The 21695-nt window shown below is 49.3% G+C and carries 15 protein-coding genes and 5 pseudogenes; 1 reads left to right on the top strand and 19 read right to left on the bottom strand.

Annotation, left to right across the window (positions count from 1 at the left end; genetic code table 11):
* Positions 1-101 precede the first annotated feature (101 nt).
* The 19 genes and pseudogenes from Q0095_RS09625 to sdhA form a co-directional block, all read right to left on the bottom strand.
* On the bottom strand, positions 102-659 hold the full coding sequence (locus Q0095_RS09625; protein WP_297883303.1) for a hydrogenase maturation nickel metallochaperone HypA: 558 nt from the start codon (positions 657-659) through the stop codon (positions 102-104).
* A 99-nt stretch (positions 660-758) separates the two neighbouring features.
* Complete coding sequence (gene hypE / locus Q0095_RS09620; RefSeq protein ID WP_297883302.1) at positions 759-1943, bottom strand: hydrogenase expression/formation protein HypE; 1185 nt, start codon at positions 1941-1943, stop codon at positions 759-761.
* 201 nt (positions 1944-2144) lie between these two features.
* Positions 2145-3242 carry a hydrogenase formation protein HypD gene (gene hypD, locus Q0095_RS09615; protein ID WP_297883301.1) on the bottom strand — a complete coding sequence of 366 codons (1098 nt, stop codon included), beginning with the start codon at positions 3240-3242 and terminating at the stop codon, positions 2145-2147.
* 35 nt (positions 3243-3277) lie between these two features.
* A complete protein-coding gene (locus Q0095_RS09610; protein ID WP_297883300.1) occupies positions 3278-3559 on the bottom strand; it encodes a HypC/HybG/HupF family hydrogenase formation chaperone in 282 nt (93 codons plus the stop codon).
* Positions 3559-4401, bottom strand: a complete 843-nt coding sequence (hypB, locus tag Q0095_RS09605; protein WP_297883299.1) for a hydrogenase nickel incorporation protein HypB — start codon at positions 4399-4401, stop codon at positions 3559-3561. Before hypB ends, Q0095_RS09610 begins: the two co-directional genes overlap by 1 nt.
* A gap of 737 nt (positions 4402-5138) precedes the next feature.
* Entirely contained in the window at positions 5139-5570 is a 432-nt protein-coding gene (gene nikR, locus Q0095_RS09600) for a nickel-responsive transcriptional regulator NikR (protein ID WP_297883298.1), read from the bottom strand.
* 550 nt (positions 5571-6120) lie between these two features.
* A pseudogene (locus tag Q0095_RS09595) lies at positions 6121-7638 on the bottom strand (hypothetical protein); the annotation flags it as partial.
* An 888-nt stretch (positions 7639-8526) separates the two neighbouring features.
* A pseudogene (locus tag Q0095_RS10305) lies at positions 8527-9438 on the bottom strand (Sua5/YciO/YrdC/YwlC family protein); the annotation flags it as partial.
* A gap of 42 nt (positions 9439-9480) precedes the next feature.
* Positions 9481-9819, bottom strand: a pseudogene (locus tag Q0095_RS09585) (Sua5/YciO/YrdC/YwlC family protein); the annotation flags it as partial.
* Positions 9820-9874: 55 nt separating this feature from the next.
* Positions 9875-10837: pseudogene (locus tag Q0095_RS09580) on the bottom strand (acylphosphatase); the annotation flags it as partial.
* A 283-nt stretch (positions 10838-11120) separates the two neighbouring features.
* Positions 11121-12758, bottom strand: a complete 1638-nt coding sequence (locus tag Q0095_RS09575; RefSeq protein WP_297883297.1) for a hypothetical protein — start codon at positions 12756-12758, stop codon at positions 11121-11123.
* Entirely contained in the window at positions 12742-13464 is a 723-nt protein-coding gene (locus Q0095_RS09570) for a hydrogenase maturation protease (RefSeq protein ID WP_297883304.1), read from the bottom strand. Before Q0095_RS09570 ends, Q0095_RS09575 begins: the two co-directional genes overlap by 17 nt.
* Positions 13465-13524: 60 nt before the next feature.
* A pseudogene (locus Q0095_RS09565) lies at positions 13525-13620 on the bottom strand (hydrogenase expression/formation protein); the annotation flags it as partial.
* Positions 13617-14291 carry a Ni/Fe-hydrogenase, b-type cytochrome subunit gene (gene cybH / locus Q0095_RS09560; RefSeq protein WP_005870440.1) on the bottom strand — a complete coding sequence of 225 codons (675 nt, stop codon included), beginning with the start codon at positions 14289-14291 and terminating at the stop codon, positions 13617-13619. The pseudogene Q0095_RS09565 and the gene cybH, both read right to left, overlap by 4 nt.
* A gap of 3 nt (positions 14292-14294) precedes the next feature.
* Positions 14295-16016, bottom strand: a complete 1722-nt coding sequence (locus Q0095_RS09555; RefSeq protein ID WP_297883296.1) for a nickel-dependent hydrogenase large subunit — start codon at positions 16014-16016, stop codon at positions 14295-14297.
* Positions 16017-16018: 2 nt separating this feature from the next.
* Positions 16019-17164 carry a hydrogenase small subunit gene (locus Q0095_RS09550; RefSeq protein ID WP_297883295.1) on the bottom strand — a complete coding sequence of 382 codons (1146 nt, stop codon included), beginning with the start codon at positions 17162-17164 and terminating at the stop codon, positions 16019-16021.
* A gap of 388 nt (positions 17165-17552) precedes the next feature.
* Entirely contained in the window at positions 17553-18410 is an 858-nt protein-coding gene (sdhE, locus tag Q0095_RS09545; RefSeq protein ID WP_297883294.1) for an 8-methylmenaquinol:fumarate reductase membrane anchor subunit, read from the bottom strand.
* Between the two features lie 10 nt (positions 18411-18420).
* Positions 18421-19395 carry an 8-methylmenaquinol:fumarate reductase iron-sulfur subunit gene (sdhB, locus tag Q0095_RS09540; RefSeq protein ID WP_297883293.1) on the bottom strand — a complete coding sequence of 325 codons (975 nt, stop codon included), beginning with the start codon at positions 19393-19395 and terminating at the stop codon, positions 18421-18423.
* The gene (gene sdhA / locus Q0095_RS09535; protein WP_297883292.1) at positions 19392-21272 is read right to left on the bottom strand and encodes an 8-methylmenaquinol:fumarate reductase flavoprotein subunit; all 1881 of its coding nucleotides are present in this window, start codon (positions 21270-21272) and stop codon (positions 19392-19394) included. The genes sdhB and sdhA overlap by 4 nt, the downstream gene beginning before the upstream one ends.
* Positions 21273-21428: 156 nt before the next feature.
* On the opposite strand from sdhA, the gene Q0095_RS09530 reads away from it, so the two are divergent.
* Positions 21429-21695 (top strand): LysR family transcriptional regulator (locus Q0095_RS09530; RefSeq protein ID WP_297883291.1); only part of this gene is annotated, 267 nt, incomplete at its 3' end.

Below are 21695 nucleotides of genomic sequence, written 5' to 3'. Positions count from 1 at the left end.
AGATAAATATCTGAATTAGGCGGAAATGAAATTTCGCTTATACGTGTAATATTGAAAATTTGAAATATGGGAAGTTTATTGCGCCTAGAAAACGCCCTCTTTTATTCAATAACCAGGCGCATTAGATACATATCCTCGCCGTCGATTACGCTGATTTCAGAGCTGTTGCAACGCGGACAAGAAAAGTCGTTCTGCGTCAAATCTCCGCTAAAACCGCAGTTTTTGCATTTTACGACGATTTCTTGGGTGTGGATGATGAGATCCGCATTTTCGCATACGGTGCCTGCACGAAAGACTTCATAGCAGTTTTGCAGATAATGCGCTTCCACGCCGCTTAGTCGCCCTATTTTTACGTGCAGTTCCCTTATCTGCGGACTTTTAGAACTAAATGTATCGTAAGGCGCCTGTGGATTTGTATCCAAGTTTTCAGCAAAATTGCCGTTTTTGTCGTTCGAGTCCATATTCGCAATGCCCCTATTTTCGGCATTCTTGGTGTCTATTATGTCGGTATTTGCAGAGTCTGTATTTCTAGCGGTATCGGCAATATCACAGCGATTTTTATCGCCCTGCTCGGCCGCGCCTTTTTTCTTTGCTATTTCGGCGTTTAGCGCCTTTTCGCATAGCGCCACAAGATCCGCTACGATCGATAGTTCATGCATTTTTACCTCTAAATTTTACGGCCGCACCGTATTCTATACGAAATTTTGTTGTAAATTTAAAAATACGCCTGAAATTTAGGCATAAATTTGCACGCAAATTTAACAAATCCTCGGCAACAGCTCGCCTTTCGGAAGCTCTAAAAATCGCTGCGAGCCGTAGGCGTTTTGCAAAATCACTCGTCCTTTTGCCGCATGCGAAGTTTGAAATTGTCCCGCCCTATTTTCTGACGCCGCGTCCATATCGCTTACGCCAGTAAATTCGCCCTGCGCGCTAAGCTTTGGTGTCAAAGCACCCTCAAATTCGCTTCTGCTGTGCCCTACTTCGCGCACCTCGCCGATGATTGCGGCGTTTGCGTCAAATTCGCGCAGTATCTCAAGCGCCCTATCCGCCTCAACATCATCTTCTACGATCGCTACGAACGTGCCTTCGTTTGCAAGCTCGTACGGCTCAAAGCCCAGCAGTTCGCACACGCCCACTACTTCGTCGCTGATTTTAATATCCTCTTCGCGCACCAAAAATTCAAGCCCGCTAGAGCTTGCGAATTCGTTCAAAACCGCGCTGAGCCCGCCGCGCGTCGCATCTCGCATCGCCTGGATTTTCACGCCTTGTAAGATCAGCTTTTCGACCGCAGCGCAAAGCGGTTTGCAGTCGCTTTGCAGCTCGCTACTTAGCGCGATTTCGTCGCGCGCCGCGAGTATCACCGCCCCGTGCCGCCCGATGTCGCCGCTAAGCAGGATTTTTGCGCCCGCTTTGATGTTTTGCACGCGCGCAGGTCGCAAAACACGGCCGATACCGCTTGTGTTGATGAAAATTTTATCGCATTTGCCGCGCGGCACGACCTTTGTATCGCCGCAAACGATATGAACGCCGCAGCTTCGCGCAGTGCTCGCCATCGAGTCCAGGATGCGTCGCAGCTCGCTTAGGCTAAGCCCCTCCTCGATGATGAGCGCGCAGCTTAAAAACAGCGGCTTCGCGCCCACCATCGCAAGGTCGTTTACGGTGCCGCAAACGGCGATCTTGCCGATGTCGCCGCCGTTAAAAAATAGCGGCGTGACGACGAAACTATCGGTGCTGAAAGCTAGCTCGCCACCGAAACTCGCAGAATTCAAAGCAGAACTCGGCGCCGTGCGGTCAAAATCCACCCCGACGTCTAAATTTAGTATCGCGCTGTCGTTGTTCGCGCGCAAAATTTCATTATCAAACGCCGCAAAGATCGTCTCGTTGATGAGCTTATTCATCTCCTCGCCGCCGCCGCCGTGGCTTAAAAGTATAGCTTCGTTCAAATTTTTCCTTTTTATTTGGTTTTAAATTCGGTTTTAAATTTAAAGCCCGTATTCCGCAGTCGAACGAGCCGTGCCGCTACGGCGCCGCGCAAAATTTTAAAGCAAAGCTTTAACGCGACGTTTTTTTGCTTCGGTTAAAATTTTAAAGCATGATTTGTTTTTAAAATTTACGCTCTGCTAGCCGGATACTGCGCGCAAAATTTAGCCCGCATTTTTGACGTCGCCGTATTTATAGTACGCCGCGCACGCCCCTTCGCTTGAGACCATGCACGATCCTATCGGGTTTTGTGGCGTGCAGTGCTTGCCGAAAACCTTGCAATCATAGGGACTTTTTTTGCCGCGCAAAATTTCGCCGCAGATACAGGCCTTGCTCTCGGGAGCGCTCTGTACGCTGCAATCAAACTGCACTCTGGCATCCAGCGCCGCGTACTGCGGGCGCAACTTCATGCCGCTTTTTGGAATTTCGCCGAGCCCTCGCCACGGAAAATCGCAAATTTCAAAATATTTATCTATCAAATCTTGCGCTTTTTGGTTGCCGCCCTCTTTTACGACGCGCTCGTATTCGTTGAAAACCTCGTAGGTGCCGGCGTTTTGCTGCTCCACCAAATTTAACACGCCCGCCATTATGTCAAGCGGCTCAAATCCGCTTACGGCGATCGGCTTTTTGTAATCGCGCGCGATGCTCTCGTAGACCTTCGCGCCGGTTATCACGCTTACGTGGCTAGGTCCTAAAAACGCGTCTATCTGCACGTCCGCATCGTCTAAGATCGCTCGCACGGGCGCGGGCACCGTGACGTGGTTGATGTGGAAAAAGAGATTTTTTAGCCCCAGGCTTAGCGCCTTATCGATCAGCACGGCGCTCATCGGCGTCGTCGTCTCAAAGCCGATCGCAAAAAATATCACCGTTTTTTGCGGATTTTCCTGCGCGATCTTTATGCAATCAAGCGGGCTGTAAAGCGCTCTGATATCGTGCCCCTCGCCGCGCAGCTTCTGCAAGCTGGTGCGAGAGCCAGGAACTCGAAGCATATCTGCTAGAGTGCAAAAAATACTCTGCGGCATCGCGGCGAGCTTGATCGCCTCGTCGATGCGACTGCGCGGCATCACGCATACCGGACAGCCGGGACCGTGGATAAATTTGATATTTTTGCCGACCAGGCTAGGAAGGCCGAATTTCATGATCGAGTGCGTGTGTCCGCCGCAAATCTCCATAATGTTTAGCGGCTTTTTGCTTTTAGAAATTATCAGCTTGCTAAGCGCTAAAATCAGCTCCTTATCCCTAAAATCCTTGATTAGATCCATTATTTACCTTAAATTTTACGGGTTTACAAGCCGTTTTAATTCTCTGCGCCGGCTCTCGGCTCCATGCTTTCATATACAGAGCCCTCTTCCGCCCTCATCTGCTTTGCGATCTGCTCGTAAATTTCGATACTCTCCTTCGCTCGCTGCGTATCGATCTTCTCCATCGCAAAGCCAACGTGGATCAGCACATACTCTCCGACCACCGCGGGCTCGGGGAGCAGATCCAAGCTAACGCCGCGACGAACGCCCAGAGTCTCCACGGTGGCGAAATTATTTTCGTCGATTGAGATGATTTTTGAAGGGATTGAAAGGCACATTAACGAAATTCCTTCTTGTATTGTAGGAATTTCAGCCATTTTTCCACGCCCTCGCCGCTTTTACTATCAAGCGCGATGACGTCGGCTTTCGGATTGAGCTTGTGCACCTCGCGCACCACTTCATCCATATCGAAGTCAAAATGCGGTAGCAGCGCGGTTTTGGTGATTACGACACAGTCTGCGCGGCGAAATATCACGGGGTATTTTGCGATTTTATCGCTACCCTCGGGCACGCTTAGAAGCACTACGTTCAGGTGCGCGCCTACGTCAAATGCCGCAGGGCAGACGAGGTTTCCGACGTTTTCTATGAAAACTAGATCCAAGCCTTTCGTATCGATGTGATGAAGCCCCTCGTGAACCATAAAGGCATCCAGATGGCAGGTCTCGCCGGTGCTGATCTGATGGGCCTGCGCGCCCGCTTTTATGATGCGATCGGCGTCGCGGTTAGTCTCTAGATCGCCCTCGATGACACCGATTTTAAATTTGCCACTTTTGATAGTGGCCTCAAGTAGCGTCGTCTTGCCGCTACCGGGGCTGCTCATCAAATTTAGACATAAAATTTTATCCTCATCCAGATGGGCTCTGTTGTGAGTGGCCTCCTTGTCGTTGGCGCTTAAAATTTTACTCATCACTTCGATCGTCTTGGCATCGCTGATAGCGACATTTGCGTGGATGTGATCGTGCGCGTCGCGCTCGTGATCGATCCCTGCCTCATGCATATGGGCGTGGGTGTGGACGGTGCCGTCCGCGTGGGTGTGGACATGCTCGTGTGTCATATCTGCGTGCGAATGGGCGTCCGCTTCGTGAGTGTGGCCGATGGAACAGCCGCAATCTTTACACATTTTTTCTCCTTGGATAATAAATTTTGCGCGTAAAATACCACGTTTTTGCTTTAAATGGCGTAAATTTGATAAATTTTATATCAAGACGCGAAATTTTATGAAATTTAACAGCGCTTGAAATTTATGCGCTTCGGTTTTATCTAAATTTCATACGTTATTTGCGAAGGCTTGCCACAACTCGCAAGTAAAGCGCTGCTTTAAATTTAATCGCCTGCTCGCAGCGCAGATTGCAGAGCCGCACTCTGCAAATTTAGACCTCGCAGCTCGCAATGGCTCAAAACAAACCAGAGATCGCTGTAGATAGGGGCGCGAAATTCAGGGCTTGCGAGCTGATTTTATCCGGCGCTCTAAATCTCGCGCGTGTTCTACGGCGCGGCGAACATCAACGCGGCGGCCGTTTTCATATCGATTTTACGCTAGCTCGGCTTTGCAAATGCGACACGAAAGCGGCGCCTATAAAATTTAGTCGCGAGCTGCGCCGATCTCGCGCCAGTGCGTAAATTTCAACTCGCGGCAAGAATGCTTTTTGATTAAAATTTATAAAATTTTGCGCTTTCGTTTGCCGCGTAAATTTAAACAAATTTTATTTGCACGCCTTGCGCAGCCGCCCTACCCGAATTCGCTACTCGATCAAGAATCGCGCTGCACAACTCGCAAAAGTCGCGCAACCGCTGCGTTTAAATTTAAAAGCGCGTAAAATTTAGCGCGACGCGCTGTTTTTAAAAATGCTCAAAAGCCTACGCTTCGGTGATTACCGCGTTTACGAGCTTGGAAAATTTTACCCCTTTTAGCGCGCCGATTTTGGCGCCGAGCCGCTCGATCTTTGAAATTTTATCCCGCATCGTGATCTCCTCGAAACAGTGGCGCTCGTCGATGTGGAAGTGGCTGGTGCTGACGATGGTGACGTTTGCGTGGTGCTCGATCTCTACGAGCTGCTCGATTAGATCGCTTTGGTGATGATCGTAAGCGATGCAAAGCACGCCCACGCAGTCATCCTCGCCATCTCCGTGAAGCACGCCCTCGACCATCTTTTCGCGTATGAGATCGCGGATAAACTCGCTGCGGCTTAGGTATTGCTTGGCGCGCACCATCTCATCGAGATCCTCAAAAAGCTTCGTCGGCAGCGAAATGCTAAATCTTACGGCGCTCTCTTTTTCCTCTTTTTTCATAGCTCCCCTCATTTCGCGTATTTTGAATGTAATTTTACCGAAATTCCGCTCAAATAGTAAGAATTTTGCGCTAATTTGGCTTATTCTTTAAAATTTAAAGTTTGAGGCGCCGCGCGTATTTTGAAATTTTGCTCGCGATTTCGCGTTGTATTTTAGTACTAGCGCGATGAAATTTACCGGTGCTACGTTATTTTAAATTCTACCGCGAGCTTGCGTCCAAATTTTAAGAGTCAGGCGCTAAATAGCGTCTTAGCTTGGGATTTGCGCAGTATTTAGCCACGCGTTGCGGTAGAATTTTGTATCGATCGCCGTAATAGCACGCGTGACGCTATGGCAGGCAACGGCGCGTCGTTAAATTTTAAAATTTTAACGTTTCGGCTGCGACATATTTAGAAAAGCTAGCTGCGGTGGATTTTACCACCCGTAGCGTTAGAATTTACGCAAAGCGCAGGCAGGGCGCAGAGCCATCAAATTTAGCGGCGAGATGAGACTAATAAATTTTTACAAAGAGCGAGCTTAACGGCTATAATTGCGTTTTTTATGGACGAGCTTAGCGCGAAATTTCGCTTAGATACGCCGCGAGCTGCCCGTATGCGATGCCGCTGTCGTTGCAAGGAACGGCGCGATTTAGATGAAATTTTATCCCTCGCGCGCGCAGCTTTGCGCACGTAAGATTTAGAAGCGTGGCGTTTTGAAAGACTCCGCCGCTTAGTGCGACCTCGAGCCCGAAGCTCTCCGCAAACTCCGCGATGAAGTTTGCCAGGCCGTTTATAAATTTCGTCGCAGCCAAGCGCGGCTCATCGCGCAAAGCCTGCAAAAACGCCTCTTTATAATCGATCACGTAGCATTCGCCCTCAAGGCCCCACGGTACTCCGCCGCCCGTGGAATTTGTCGTGAAATTTAGTGCAGAATTCGCTTCGGCATTTGATATGGAATTCGGCACAGAATTTGCCGTACTCATTGATAAATTATAATTTATCTCGTTCGTGGAATTTAAACCCCAAGTGCTTGCTAAATTCGGAGCATAGGCAAAATTTTGCTCGGCATCGTAGGCCTCGGAATTTGATGTAGAATTTTCGGTCTTGCCCGCCGCACTGCAAACATTCGCGGCTGCAAATCTTTCTCCGCTGGCAAAATTTGCCGGACAACTATTGCAATCTATAGAATCGCTAAAATTTTCTGCTACGCCCACCGCGCCGTCGATAGAATTTCCCGCGCAGACGCTGCTGCTGTCATTACGCTCTGCGCTGCGGATAGGATTTTTTGCGGCGACAAATTTCTCGCTCGGGCTTGCTACGCCGCCGACATGGCTTTTATCGCTCAAAATCTCTACCCCATTTGCTCTTTTTAGCGCGAACCTGTAACTCTGTTCGCAGCCCTGGATGTATAGGTTTTCTAGCCGCATGCCCGCCTCGCCGTCGAAACTTACGGCTCGTAGGTCGCAAATGACCGCCGCAAATGCATCGAACAGCCGCCCTAGCGAGCTTGAGCGGATGGCACGCGGCGCGATTTTTTCTAAATTTGCCACTTCGCTTGCATTAAATTTTGCCAAAAACTCGCGTGCAGCATTCTTTGCATTAAATTTAAACACGAGTGCGAGCGCAAGCTTGTAGATGTTTTTGATAGCATTCTCGCCGCCGATAAGCTCGATCTCGTCAAATTTTGCGATGCGACGATAGCCGTGCGGGTCAAACACCATCACTTCGCCGCCCCAGATCGTGCCGTCCGTGCCGTAGCCGGTGCCGTCAAAGCAAAAGCCGAGGTATTTTTTGCCGCTAAAAAGAAGATCGTTTTGCGCCAGATTCGACACCAGGTGCGCGAAATGGTGCTGGTAGCGAACTACGGGGTATCCGCGCTGCTCGAAAAAACGCGTGTGCGAAAACTGCGGGTGCAAATCCGCGATGACGGCGTCAAACTTCAGCTCGTAGGCGCGCACGAACATATCTAAAAGCGCGAAAAATCGCTCATTCGTGGCGACGTTTTTAAGATCGCCGATGTAGGGTGAGATGAAAATTTGCCCGTCTTTGTAGATCGCAAACTCATTTTTCAGCTCCGCTCCGAGCGCGAGAAAAGTACCTTTGGCACGGAATTTGCTAGGGAAAATTTTTGGGCTCATTCCGCGAGATGTTCGCAAAAACAGCGCGCGATCTAAAATTCCGCTCGCTTGATCGTTCGCGCTTTTGAAATTTAACGCTGCGACGCCGTTTTTAAAATTTAATGTTGTGTCCTGGCTGCCTGGGATCGCGCCTCGCTTGCTATTTGAAGTCGCAAAGCGCTCGCTATCCGGGACTGCGATATTATGCATGACTTCGCTTGACGCCGCTACGTCGCTTTTTAAATTTGAAGGTGCGGCGCCAAATTTATCGCTCAATGTTGCCGCGCCCTGCTCGCCTTTTGCTTTTTTAAAATTTTTCGCGTTCTCGGGGCTGCGGCGCTTCATATCAATCAATGCCACGCCGTTTTTAAAATTTAAAGATGCACCGTCGCGTTCATCGTTTGATGCCACGACGTTGTGCCCGTCATCCGAGAGCGTGTCACAACTATCTATCGCCGCATCGGCGCTTTCATCGGCTGCCGCCGCATCGCAGATGCTACCTAGTGCGGCGCTTTCTTGCTCGTTTTTTGCTTTTTTGGATAAATTCTGCGAATTTTTTAGCTCGCAAACGGCTACTTGCGAGCTTTGCAGACCTTCACTCGGATCACGCTTCGAGCCTTGCTTGGAATTTGCCCGTTTCAGATCATCGCTTTTCGAGTTTGACGTATTTTCATTCGGCTGCCGCTTTATAATCACGTTCAAATCGGACTTCGTATCGATCGAGGGAAGCGACATAGCATGCGGTGCTTCAAAATTTTGCGCCATATTCTCGCTGTGAGCCCGGGTCTCAAGCGTGTATATATCGTGCGCGCGATCGTTTACATTCGCGCTTGCAGCTTCTTTTTTAAATTCCTGCAAAAACGCGATACTATCGTCGCTCGGCGTTAAAATTTCGCGGTCGTTATCCAGGTAAAACGAGATGACGCCGCCCAGCTTCGCGCGCAGCTCCTCGGCGTTAAAAATAATGGGCTCGCCGCTAATGTTGGCGCTTGTGGCGACGATCGGGCGATCAAAGTATTCAAAAAGCAGCAGATGTACGCCGGTGTTGGCTAGGAAAATGCCGATTTTATTAAGGTCCGGCGCCACGCTTGGAGCGATAAAAATCATGCCTGCCCTAAAAATCGCCGAAAAGCTCGCAGGTAAACTCACGAAATCGCCCATCTTATCGGAATATGCGCCGTGCGCGTCCGCTACACACGCCTGCGCAGAGCATGAGCCTTCCGAATTTATCGTCTGTTGCGGACTCGGCTCGCACGTCGCACGCTGTAAGTCTACCCCATCCTCAGCATGTCGCAAGCTCTGCATATTCGCCGAATTTTGCGAAATAGACTCGTCCGTCGCAAACCAAGAATCAGACTTCTTCGCCGCGCATCGCAAGTCTTGGCTATCCGCTGCGGACTGTAAATTTAACTCATTAGCTGTATGTCGCAGCTTTGGCTCGCCTTCTGCTTGCGGCGAGTTCAAATTTTTAGCCGCGTACTGCGAACCAGACCCATTCGATGCGCGTCCTAGCTCGTTTGCTGCGCTCCGCGAGTCTCCCGCAACCGACGCAACACAGGCAAAATTACGGCGCGCCATTTTGCTAAAAATTTGCGCTGCGAAATTGCGTAAATTTTGTAGCGCAGAGCCCTGCCCTTGCGCCGAATTCTCTTGCTCGCTAGTAAATTTCAGCAATATAGAATTTTCGCTTTGCGCCTTTAAATTTTGCGTGCCGAAATCCGCCGCAAAGCCCGTCTGCGCGCGCCAAACAAACTCGCGCTTTTTTAAAATCACGATCGGCTTGACATTGCAATCTATCAGTGCCTCCTCCTCTGCGCTTAAGCTAGCTGCGCGCCATGCCTGCGCTGCGTCGCGACACATGATCGCAAAGGGCTTGCTCGGGCGCTTTTTGAGCGTTCGTAGCATGCGTACCGCGCGCTCGTTCGTCGCATCACAGACGATGTGAAAGCCGCCCATCCCCTTGATCGCACCGATCTCTCCGCGCCGCAAAAGATCCGCCGTGCGCGCTATCGCCTCCTCGCCACTTGATAAAATTTCGCCGTCCGCGCCGCATAAAAACAGCTGCGGGCCGCAGTGCGGGCAGGAGATCGGCTCGGCGTGATAGCGGCGTGAGCGGGTCCGTGTATTCGCCGCGGCAGAACTCGCACATCTCAAACTCCCTCATCGTGGTGTTTGCGCGGTCGTACGGCAGCGCGGCGATGATGCTAAGGCGCGGGCCGCAATCCGTGCAGTTGATAAATGGGTAATGAAAGCGCGGATTTTGCGGATCGTAAAACTCTTTTTTGCACTGATCGCAGATCGCAAAATCGGGCAAAATCGGATTAAATTTACGTCCCTCCTTGGATTGCGTGATCTTAAAATCAGTAAAATTCTGCATAAAATCTTGCGTACTTAGATCGGTGCGGATAATTTTATCGATACGACAAAGCGGCGGCGTCTCGCTGTAAAGGCGCTGCTCGAAAATTTTTAAAATTTCTTTTTCGCGCAGATCTTGCTCGGTACTTTGCGAATCGTGTTTAAAGCCGTCCAAATCCCACTTCGCATCTTGCAAGTCGCGCTTAATATTTTGCAAGCCTTGCGACGATTCATTCTGCGACATACCGCGCTGCTGCGACGAATTTTGCACGATGAAATTTTGATCCGACGAAGCGGGCAAAATGGAGCCCTGCTCGTTTAGATCGGTCTTGAATAGGTTTGGTAAAAATTTCTCGCTCGCCGCGGCTTGCAAATTGCTCGTCAAATCTAAATCAGGCAGGCTTGCTAAATCATTCGATAAATCGCGCGACAAGCCGGTCAAATCATTTGGCAAGCTCGGCGCGCTCTGCGGCGAAAAGGAGTTCTCATTTAAATTTGAACTTGCAAAATTTAGTGATGAGTTCGCGGCCTCGTTAGAATCCGACTCGGCAAAATTTAAAGACCGAGCAGCCGATGACGATACTTTCTGCGCTTGAATTTCGTTAGAATTTGGCTCACTTAAATTTAAAGGGGCGTAATTTTTATCAATCGAGCCTTTTTGCGGCTCGGAAAGGTCTGCACAAACGATGATTTTAACGCCCTCGCCGTCGTTATAAACCTCGCCTTTCAGCCCCAAATCCACGGCGAGTTTGTAAACGAACGGGCGAAATCCGACCCCCTGCACCGCTCCGAAAACCTCAAATTTAGCCGCTTTCATGCACGTGCTTTCATAAATTGCGCGCCGCAGGAGCTGTTTTGCAAGCAAGTTGCGCTCGCAGCGGGCGGATAAAACGTACCGGGCGCTGCAAAATATGCTCTAAATTTAATAAAATTTGATACTACAAGCTCGCCACGTCTGCCGATTTTTTGGAATTTTGCGCAAATTATAGCGCTAAGCTTAGCCCGTATGGCGCGGCTATCGGCACCGCAATGCCCGCGCAACTCGCCGTTTTGCGAATAAGGCTTCAAGGCTTTGTCAAAAATACGCATATATGCCCGATCTAGCGAGCTTGAAGCGCGAAGCTGTCGCTAAAGCTCGCGTCAAAATTTTTGCAAAGCTTAAGCATTAAATCTGCGAATTTGCGCCCGCCAAACATCGCGCCGCCGAAGATCAAAACGTCAAAATCCTCTTTGCGCTCATCCGCCAGATCGCTTAAAAAATAGCCCAAACTATCGAAAAATCCGAACGCAAACAGCTTTTCATTGGCGCCTGCGAGTGCATAGCTCATCGCCGAGCGCAAAATTTTATCCGCTTGCACGCAGCCGCGCTCGTCCGTGCAAAAATCGAGCCGTACCCCTTTGCCGCCCGCAAAATCCTCCGCAGCCGCCGTTAAAAATGCCGCATCGCGCCCCCAGATAAGCTGCGCGGCGACGCTAAAGATACCGTAAAATCCCGCATTCGCGCTTTTTAAAATTTCATCGATTTTCGCGGCGTCTATGTTAAATTTGGCGCTAAAATTTTCAAACAACTTCGCGCCCGTCTCATCTGCGCAAATTTGAGCTTTGAGTTCGTCAAAACTGCGCGGCAGATCAAATTTAAGCAGAATTTTTTTAGAGCTTTCGCCATAAATTGTGATCTCATCATCCGTGCCCACTCCCAAAAAGCAGCGCAAGACCCGTTTTTTGGGATCATTTAAAAGCCCCTTTTCGCGGCACGTAAGCGCAAAAAGAGCGGAGTTTTTGTCCTTTGAGTTTTTCAGATAAGCGCTTGCGGCGTCGCTTAGAAAGTCCTCGTTTTGCACGATCAAAAAGCCGTTTTGCAGCGGCGCGACTTTAAAAATTTTATCTTTTTGCGCCGCATTTTCACATTTTGCGCTTAAAAAATAGATCTCGTCGCTTGCCAAAGCGCGCACCAGCGCAAACACGAATATGTCGCCCGCAAGCTTTACGTCAAAAAATTTAGGCGTGTCCTCGTGGTTTTTTCTAAAGATCACATTGGTTTTTAGGCTTATGAGCGGCTTTTCGAAGGCTGCGAGCGCGATTTTGCTCTTTTCATCGCTCACAAAAATCCCATCCAGCGCGCCCACTCCTGCAGCTATCAGAAAGTCGGCGCTAAAATCCACGTCCGCCTTGAATGTGAAAGTTGCGCCGCCGCGCTTAATCTGCACCTGCTGAGCATGAAATAAGTTTATGCGGCAAAACTCCAGTAAGCGAGCAAAATTCTCCCTGTTTACCGCTTCAAATTTTCCCTCATGAAGCACGCTAGCGCCGCTTATTACTCCGAATTCGTTTTGAGACGGCTCGGCGTGAGCGAGGTATTCCTTCATCACTCGCGGGGTAAAATTATTAAATTTAGCCTGACTGGCTGCGTTTGAAATTTCATCCTCTAAAAATTTGCTTAAATCGCCCAAGGAGGCACCTTCAAACATGCCGTTAAATTTCAGCGTTTTCGCTTCGGCGCCGCCCTCGTCCACCACGCGCACGGAGGATTTTGCCAAAAATATGGAGTTTGGAATCAGCGGCATCGCCTCGTCGCTAAATTTTAAAATTTCATCCTTACTGCCGCGCACGAAAAGACTTATTAAGCTCGCCTCTTTTTTCAGGCAAAACTCAAGTGCGCTTTTGCGAGCATAAAACAGCAAGAAGTGCGCTATCAGCGCGTTTTCATTAAGGTAATTAAACTCATATGCTACTATCATCTCGCCCCCTTTTTGCAAATCGATCCGCGATATCTTGGGCGCTAAGATCGGCGATTTTTTCATGCGCGAAGCCAAGATCCGATAGGTACTTAAGCGCCGTTTTTTCCATGATTTTTGAGGACTCTAATATCACGGAGCTTAGCTTAAAGCTCGCTTCCTCGATGCGCTGCGGCACGACCGCTAGAATTTTAACGTGAGGCAGATCGCCGCAAAGATCCATCATCTGCAGGGTTTGGAGCATTTCGACCTCGTGTGCCGAACCGCTCCAGCTGATCTGCTTAGGCATCGCGTCGTAGTCGAAAAAATACACCTCGCCGCCCTTTGCGCCGTCCGCGTCTATGCAATCTACAAGCAAAATTTCATCAAATTCCGCCATCGTAGGCATCAAAAAGCTAGCTAGCGTCCCGCCGTCGATAAAGCGAATCTGATCCGCGCTACTGCTCGGCGCGGCTGAATTTACGGCGACAAAGTCCGAATCGATAGAGCTTTGCGCTGCGGAATTTATAAGGGAATTCTGCGAAGTAAAATTTGAAGCGAAATTCTGCTTTGCGGAATGTTCTGAAGTAGAATTTCGGTCTAAATTTACTGCTGCGAAATTTTGCTCAGAGTTAGAATTTGTATCCGCAGAATTTTGCGAGAAGTCGCATTCTATGGAATTTTGCAAGCTAGAATTTTGTATCGCAGATACTTGGACAGAATTTTGCATAAAATTCTGCGCCGCAAAATTTTCGCCCGCCATAGAATTTCGCGCGCTAGCTTTAGGATAAAATTTATAGTTCTGCGCGAGCGCGCGGACGAAGTGCACACCTATGCCCTCGTCCGCGTAGATGACGTTGCCGATACCCAGTACCAGCACCCTCAAGCGTGCTCTTCTTTTTTAAATTTATAGCCGCTTACGATCGCATCCATCGCGCCGTCCCTGCCCTTGACGGCGTTAAAGACCGCCATATAGACGTGGATCGGCACGAAGATTATGATGATATTCATGCAAAGATGATGTATCATTCGCACTTCGCTTAGACCGCCCATCGCAGCTTCCAGCGGGCGCAAGAGACCATATAGCGCGCCGCCGAGCCCTTCGTGATAGACGTGAACGTATAGAATCATTCCGGTTAGGCAGATTACGAACAGCACTAGATAAAAGCCCAGATAGGAGATGAACTGTAAAGGGTTATAAACGCCGCGAAGATGCGGGTGCTCGCCCAAAAAGATATAGTATTTGATCTGAGCGATCCAGACACGCGGGCTAAAAAAATCCTTGATGCTTAAAAGCTCTTTTCTACTCTTTTTATCGAAGAAGAAAAGATAAGTTTTAAAGATCGCCGCACCGATCATCGCAAAGCCGAAGATCAGATGCACGAATCTAAATTTAGCCTGCATGAAAAGCACCGGCTCGGGACTTACCTCGGGCGCGGTAAAAACAAAGGCGATGTAATATCCGGTGATCACCAAAATCGTAATGCAAAGCGCGCGCAGCCAGTGCGTGAGCCTAAGACCGATGGAGAACTCGTATTCCGCAAATCTTTTTTTCATCGTTTATCCTTTGCTGGGATCTACCCTATAGCAGCCAAGCTCCGCTCCTTTAGCGTCCATTACGTGCACGGCGCAAGCGATGCAAGGATCGAAAGAGTGGATGCGGCGGATGATCTCTAGCGGCTTGGAAAGATCGGCAAGTTTAAGTCCGATCAAGCAGGATTCGTAAGCACCCATAGCGCCGTCTTTATCCTTTGGCGTGGCGTTCCAGGTAGACGGCACGACCGCCTGCCAGTTTTTGATGACGCCCTTTTCGATCCTGCACCAGTGGCTAAGTGCGCCGCGCGGCACATGACCGATATAGCGACCTTTGTACTCTTTGGAATTATCGATTACATATTTTGCGCAGGTCTGCGTATCGCCGCTTTTGATGTTTGCGATCAAATTTTCTAGTGCGATCAGTCCGTTGTCGACTATGACTTTGGCTTCGATCATACGGCACGCCGTTCGTCCAAGCGTCGAAAATACCGCTTCAAGCGGCAAGCCGGCGTCTTTTAGGAATTGATCCACGACCTTTACTACGCGCTCGTTTTTCTTAGCGTAATTTACCACGATATTTGCAAGAGGTCCTACCTGAAGCGGCTTGCCGTCGTAGCGCGGAGCCTTGATCCAGGTGTATTTGCCCTGGGTATCAAGTACCTTCGTATGCGCTTCTTTACCGTGCGCGTCGATACTCTGTCCATCCTTAAGGCCCGTATAATTCGGCTCTTGCTCGCCGTCGTAAGGATGAAGCGCCGCATCGTTTTTATACCACGCATGCGTTGCCTCCTCGGTGATCTTGTTTTCATCGAGCTCCAAAACCTTGCTAATATCGCCGTTCATAATCATGCCGCTTTGAAATAGCCATTCGTTCTTTGAAAGCTGAAATTCTTGATGAGTCCATAAATTTGCCACGCCGATATCGTTTAGCACGCTAGGCTCGTTACCGTAAGCTTTGGCAGCCATTACGAGATCAGGATAGTAGGCGCGATTTACAAAGTCTGCGACCTCTTTAAATTTAGACATATATTCGCCCAGTCTCGCAGGACTTAGGATATCCATTACGCAGGTGACGCCGCCTACGGTAAGACTTTGCGGATGAGGCTGTTTCGCACCGAATATCGCCATCATCTGAGCCGCCGTGCGTTGAATGCGCAAACACTCAAGATAGTGCGAAAGAGCGATTAAATTTTGCTCCGGACTAAGCTTATATGTTGGGTGGCCGAAGTAGGCGTTGGCAAAAGGTCCTAAAGCGCCTTTCTTAACGAAAGCGCCCACGCGATCTTGCACCTCTTTTAGTTTATCCGCACCGCACGCATAAGGGGTATCGCAGTATTTAAACGCCTCCTCACTCGCCTTTTTAGGATCGGCGCTAAGCGCGCTTACGACGTCCACGAAATCAAGCCCGTGAAGTTGATAAAAATGCACCGGATGATCGTGCAAAAATAGCGCGTTAGCCATCAGCGTGCGCGTCAGCAAGGCATTTAGCGGCGGAGTGATGCCGAGGGCGTTTTCTACAGCGACGATGCCTGCTTTGTAATGCGAGAAGGTGCAGACGCCGCAAATTCTTTGCATAAAAAATCCCGCGTCGCGCGGATCTCTATTTTTTACTATGGTCTCAAGCCCACGCCATAAAGTGGAGCTGCTATAGGCCTCGCGGACGACGTTTTCATCATCCACTACGACCTCTATTCTTAAATGTCCCTCTATTCTGGTTATCGGATCTATTACGATTCTTTGCGACATGATTATTCCCCTTTATCTTTCTTAAATGACGCAATCGCCGCGTGTGCCGCTACCGCAACACCCGTGATCGCTAAAATTCCGATACCTATCTTATCTGCGGTAGCATCAGCGCCGAGCCCGCCGAAAACGCTTTCGTAAAGGCGATCTGCCAAAGGTTCCTCAAAAGGTCCCATATGATCCCAAAAATCAGGCTCCGAGCAACCTATACAGCCGTGACCCGCCTGCACCGGCCAGCTAGTGTGGGAGTTGAAGCGCTCGCGCGAGCAGTTATTAAACGTATAAGGGCCCTTGCAGCCTACTTTATAAAGGCAATATCCGTCCTTTGCGCCTGCATCGCCGAAGCTTTCTACAAACTCGCCCGCGTCGAAATGCCCGCGGCGCTCGCATAGATCGTGGATGCGCAGCCCGTAAGCCCATTTAGGTCGGTTATAAACGTCAAGGCTTGGAAGCGTGCCGAAAAGGATGAAATTTAGCACGTTGCCGACGATATTTTTTTCGCTAGGCGGACAGCCCGGGACGTTGATGACTGGCTTGTTTATGATCTTGTCCAAACCTACCGCGCCGGTCGGATTCGGAGCTGCGGCTTGGATACCGCCGAAGCTCGAACAGGTGCCGATCGCAAATATTGCCGCAGCGCCTTCGGCCGCGTGTTTGCAGTGCTGAGCTCCGCTCTTGCCCTCAGGACCCACGGTTAGGAAAAATTCATTCTCGCCGCTTGGGATTCCGCCCTCGACCATTAAGATATATCGCCCCTTGTATTTTTCGATCGCGCCCTCTAAATTTTCCTCGGCTTGCCAGCCTGCAGCAGCCATGATCGTCTCGTGGTATTCGAGGCTGATGTAGTCGAATATTAGGCTATCAATGCTAGGCGTCTCTGTGCGTAGCAAGCTCTCGCTACAGCCCGTGCACTCCGCCATATGAAGCCAGATCACCGGCAGGCGATCCGCAAGCTCCGCAGCTCGCGCCACGCTCGGTGCAAATGCGGCCGGAAGACCAAGCATCGCAGTCATCGCTCCGCTCCATTTCATAAAATCGCGACGCGAAAAACCTTTGCTCTTAAGCCTTTCTTGTATGCTCTCATCCGCTTTTATTCGCGGCAAACGCTCAACGGCATCAAGTCTAGCCGAAATTTGAGCCAAATCAACCATAATGTCCTCCTGAAATTTAGGATATTTTTAAATGGCATTCTATCAAAATTTAAAATTCATGCACCTTAAATTTCGTTAGATTTAATTAAAATTTTATATTTATTCATCGTCTAGTAGGTTTTAAATTTAAAAATAAAAGGCAGATTAAAATTTAGCGCAGCGGGCGAAACGTTAAATTACAGCGGAGAAAGCATTAAATTTTTATGAAGCATTAAATTTTACGAAGCAGTAGAATTTATCCAAGAATTTTATAGCTGCGAAAAGTATTTTAGGATAAAGCAGGCGTAGGTTGGATGATTTTGTGAATACTAGCAGGTGCACTGTTTGTGCGCCGCAGCAAAGTATTTTTGCAAAATCATCCGTTAAATTTTAGAAAATTTCCCAAAGATCAGCTTACCAATCTCGTTGCATCTTGGATATTGATGTTTAGTCCAAGCTGTTCGTTGCTTAGCCCAAGAGCAAGGCCTACCAGCTGAGATAAGTGGATGATCGGCTTTCTTGCCTTGGAGTTCATCGCTTCTTGGTATCGCTTCTGATAGATATCTAGCTGCATCTGGCATAGCGGACAAGGAGTAACTACGACGTCCGCTCCATGCTCGGCAGCGTCATTTACGATCTCGCTTGACATCTTTTGAACCGACTTTACCGCAGGATAGCTAGCGTGAAAGCCGCAGCAATCAAGGCGTTTTTCAAAAGGCACGATCTGAGCGCCAAGTGCGCTAACTACCGCTTCAAAGCTTTTCGGATTGGTAGAGCTTTCTTTCTTAAGCTCGCGCTCCGGTCTTAATGAGTGGCAGCCGTAAAATAGCGCTACTTTTAAATTTGTTAGCGGTCTAACGACTTTAGCTTTTAATGTATCTAAGCTTTGATATAGCACCCAAAGCAGGCTCGTTATCTCGGTACTTCCCTGATACTGCATACCGCCCTCTTTTAAAAAGGTATTGATATAGCTTTTAGCACCCTTATCTAGAGTAAGTTTAGCCTTAGTTAGAGTTAGCATACAGGTGGAGCAGGTAGTTAGCAGAGGCATATTCATACCCTCGGCTAGCGCGATGTTTCTAGCATTGGCTACCAAGCTTGCCATGGGATCGACGCATTGAGCTTGACTAGCCCCGCAGCAGCTCCAGCCCTTTATCTCGTGAAGTTTAATACCCAGTACCGGAGCGATCGCTTCAAGTGAAATTTTAGATTCCTTTGCGGCTTGACTTAAAACGCAACCCGGGAAAAATGCAAATTCGTTATTCATCCTCTCCTCCTTATTCTATCTCGCCGCTAGCTTGAGCTTTGCGTGCGGCCTCTATCATCTTAACGAGCTGCGCATGACCCTCGATCTCCTCTTCGCCGAAAGCATGAAGAGGATTCATCTTGCCTGCCATCATTAAATTTGCCGCTACGTCCATCTTGCCCATATTTGCAAATACCCCCTCGCTTCTTAGAGCAAGCTTGATCTCGTTTAATCTTCCGCTTCCCTCTACGATGTCTAGCAGGAATGCCTCCGCGTGACCAGGGCCGCTTCCTGCGGTTAAGCCTTTTTTCATCGCTAAGGCGCGAAGTGCGGTGATGTCGCTTTGAGCGCTTATGCCTTTAGGGCAGCGATCGGCGCACTCTTGGCAGTGCACGCATAGCCATAATCCGTTTAGCACTGCAGGCTTTAGATGAGGCATAGCGTTCCTGCTTCTTGAATCAAATGCGGCACGGTTAGCATGCGTAAAAACAAAGGGTTGCATATAATCGCTCGCATCGGCTCCAAGCTTATTGCATTCGCTAGCGCAACATCCGCAAAGGATACAATCCCACTGCTTTTTGACGCGCTCCATCTGCTCCGGGCTTTGCTTACAGCCCTTATCGGCGCTAAATTCTTTCTTAGGCGTAATAGTAGGCTTGATCTTTCTTAAATTTTCGATACTAGGTTCCCAATCCACTACTAGATCCGAGATCACTCGAAAATTATTTAAAGGGGAGATCGTAAAGCTATCAGGGTTTTCATACTCTGCAAGCAGAGCCTCCATCTTGGTATCGCAGGCAAGATATGAGTGTCCGTTTACCCTTACGGCACAAGCTCCGCATATCGCCATACGGCACGCTGCGGTAAAATTTAAAGTGATGTCTAAATTTTGCTTAATAAATTGCAAAACTCCAAGCAGGGTCTTTCCTTTGATCTGCTCCAAACTAAGCTCGTAGGCTTGCTTATAATTTTTGCTTCCATCGAAGCGATCTATGATAAATTTCATTGAGGTTTCCTTCCGTCAAGAGAGAATTCCGTAACGACGACCTCTTTGTAGCCCAAACTTAGCTCGCCTGCGTCGTTCATCGTCACGATACTGTGCTTTAAGAAATTTTTATCGTCGCGCTTCGGATAGTCCTCTCTGGTATGCGCGCCGCGGCTTTCCAGCCTCTTTTGCGCAGCCAAACACGCACAGCGCGCAAGCAGGATCAAATTTCCAAGCTCGACGTAGTCGGTAAATGCGGTATTCATAACCGGATTTGTATCCGCGACGTGCAGCTCGTCGTAGCGCGCTTTGATACCCTCTAAATTTTGCGAAAGCAGATCGAGCTTCTCGCCGGTTCTAAAGATACCCATATTGTCCCAAAGCTGCGCGCCTAGCTCTTCGCGCAACTCATACATCTCGTTTGCCTTGCCCGAGCCGTTTGCGATCTGCTTAAATTTAGCCTGCCATTTTTGCGCGAGCTCGCTCGCTCTTTTACCCGAGCCGAATCCCTCCTGCTTCGCGGCATAATTCGCTGCGCCTAGTCCTGCGAGTTTGCCCGTTACGACGGCGTCGGTCAGAGAATTTCCGCCTAAGCGGTTTGCGCCGTGGATCGAAATGCAAGACGCTTCGCCCGCGGTGTAAAGCCCCGAAATTTTAGTGCTCATATCGTCAAATTTAGACACTTCAATGCCGCCCATCGAGTAGTGTGCGGTCGGACGAATCGGAATCGGCTGTTCGATTAGATCGATACCCTCAAACAAAATGGCGGTGTGTCTGATCTTAGGAAGGGCTTTTAAAATTTTATCTTTTCCGAGATGTCTTACGTCAAGTAGCACGTATGCGCCTAGCCCCTCGCCGTAGCCCCTACCCTCGCGGATCTCGGTTTCGATCGCGCGAGCTACGACATCGCGCGGCGCAAGCTCCATCTTTTCGTGGTAGTTTTTCATAAAGCGCTCGCCTTTGTTATTGAGCAGATATCCGCCCTCGCCACGCGCAGCTTCCGTAATGAGCGCGCCGCCGCTTTTGATACCGGTCGGATGAAACTGCACCATCTCCGGATCGCTAAATCCAAGACCCACGCGCAGTGCAGCCGCGATACCGTCGCCGGTAGCGATATAAGGCACCGATGTGCGGTTGTAAAACATCCTCGTATATCCGCCCGTAGCGATTACCAAGGCTTTGCAAAGCACAGGATAAAAATCGCCGGTTTGGATATTTCGAAGCACGACGCCCTCGCATTTGCCCTCAGGCGCGCTGATCTCAAGCAGCTCGTGATCGATTAGAAATTTCACGCCGTTGCTGACCGCATCGTCAAAACAGGCGTGCATCAAGATATGACCCGTCTTATCGGCGGAGTAGTTGCATCGCTTTTTAGACGCGCCGCCCATGAAGCGCTGCGCTACGCCGCCCGGGACGCCGCTTTCTTTACCGTCCACGCCGCCGCTAGCATTTCTGGAAAACAGCGTGCCGATGTAATCCATCTCGGCAATCGTAGGGCCCGCAAGCTCGCAAAATTTAATCGCGGCGTCCTGATCTACGAGATATGCGCCGCCCTTTACGGTGTCGTAGGCGTGGAGTTTATACGAATCGCCATTTGCGAAGCTCGTAACGCCGTTGATACCGCCTTCCGCCATACAGGTCGCGTTGCGCGAAGGCATCATCTTCGTAGCCACGACTACGCTAAGATTTGGATTACTCTTTCTTACCGCTACGGCTGCGCGCAGACCCGCACCTCCCGAGCCGATAACAAGTACGTCCACACTAGGAAGGCCGCCTTCGTTGCCGCCGTCTGCGCTTTTACTTTTGTCGGTATCCACGCAGCCGCTAAGGCTAAGCGCGCCGACGCTGATACAGGCCGATTTCAAAAAATCGCGTCTGTTGAAATTTGATTCACTCATTTTCCTCTCCATTTGAGAAATTCTTAGTTTAAGTTTAAAGTTCTAAACTAAAAGCGTAATTTTAGTTTCATTTTTAACATAAGTCAAATATTATTTAGTGTATCATTTCATAAGAATTAAATTATCAATTGGAGAGGCTAAATGAATTTACATCGCATGGAGCTAGTATTAAAAGTAGCAGAATTCCGCAGCTTTACTAAGGCTGCCGAGGCACTTAAAATCCCGCAGCCGTCGCTATCGCAGAGCATTTTATCACTGGAACGTGAGCTTGGAACGCAGCTTTTTAACCGCACGAGTAATCCCATTTCGCTTACGCACGCGGGAAAAATTTATGCTAGTAAAGCCAAAGTCATTTTTGATGCCATAAACGACCTAAAAAACGATATCTCTGAAATAAGCGGCGTAAAAAATGATAAAATTCGC

The sequence above is a fragment of the uncultured Campylobacter sp. genome (assembly GCF_938045535.1).
Lineage (GTDB): Bacteria > Campylobacterota > Campylobacteria > Campylobacterales > Campylobacteraceae > Campylobacter_B.
Note: the sequence above shows the minus strand (reverse complement) of the source record. Positions and strands in the feature narration are given on the sequence as shown.

Bases quoted from the DNA above. Each gene is read 5' to 3' on its own strand.
- Q0095_RS09625 (WP_297883303.1), bottom strand. From the start codon at position 659: ATGCATGAACTATCGATCGTAGCGGATCTTGTGGCGCTATGCGAAAAG.
- hypD (WP_297883301.1), bottom strand. From the start codon at position 3,242: ATGGATCTAATCAAGGATTTTAGGGATAAGGAGCTGATTTTAGCGCTT.
- Q0095_RS09610 (WP_297883300.1), bottom strand. From the start codon at position 3,559: ATGTGCCTTTCAATCCCTTCAAAAATCATCTCAATCGACGAAAATAAT.
- hypB (WP_297883299.1), bottom strand. From the start codon at position 4,401: ATGTGTAAAGATTGCGGCTGTTCCATCGGCCACACTCACGAAGCGGAC.
- nikR (WP_297883298.1), bottom strand. From the start codon at position 5,570: ATGAAAAAAGAGGAAAAAGAGAGCGCCGTAAGATTTAGCATTTCGCTG.
- Q0095_RS09575 (WP_297883297.1), bottom strand. From the start codon at position 12,758: ATGATAGTAGCATATGAGTTTAATTACCTTAATGAAAACGCGCTGATA.
- Q0095_RS09570 (WP_297883304.1), bottom strand. From the start codon at position 13,464: ATGCAAAATTCTGTCCAAGTATCTGCGATACAAAATTCTAGCTTGCAA.
- cybH (WP_005870440.1), bottom strand. From the start codon at position 14,291: ATGAAAAAAAGATTTGCGGAATACGAGTTCTCCATCGGTCTTAGGCTC.
- Q0095_RS09555 (WP_297883296.1), bottom strand. From the start codon at position 16,016: ATGTCGCAAAGAATCGTAATAGATCCGATAACCAGAATAGAGGGACAT.
- Q0095_RS09550 (WP_297883295.1), bottom strand. From the start codon at position 17,164: ATGGTTGATTTGGCTCAAATTTCGGCTAGACTTGATGCCGTTGAGCGT.
- sdhE (WP_297883294.1), bottom strand. From the start codon at position 18,410: ATGAATAACGAATTTGCATTTTTCCCGGGTTGCGTTTTAAGTCAAGCC.
- sdhB (WP_297883293.1), bottom strand. From the start codon at position 19,395: ATGAAATTTATCATAGATCGCTTCGATGGAAGCAAAAATTATAAGCAA.
- sdhA (WP_297883292.1), bottom strand. From the start codon at position 21,272: ATGAGTGAATCAAATTTCAACAGACGCGATTTTTTGAAATCGGCCTGT.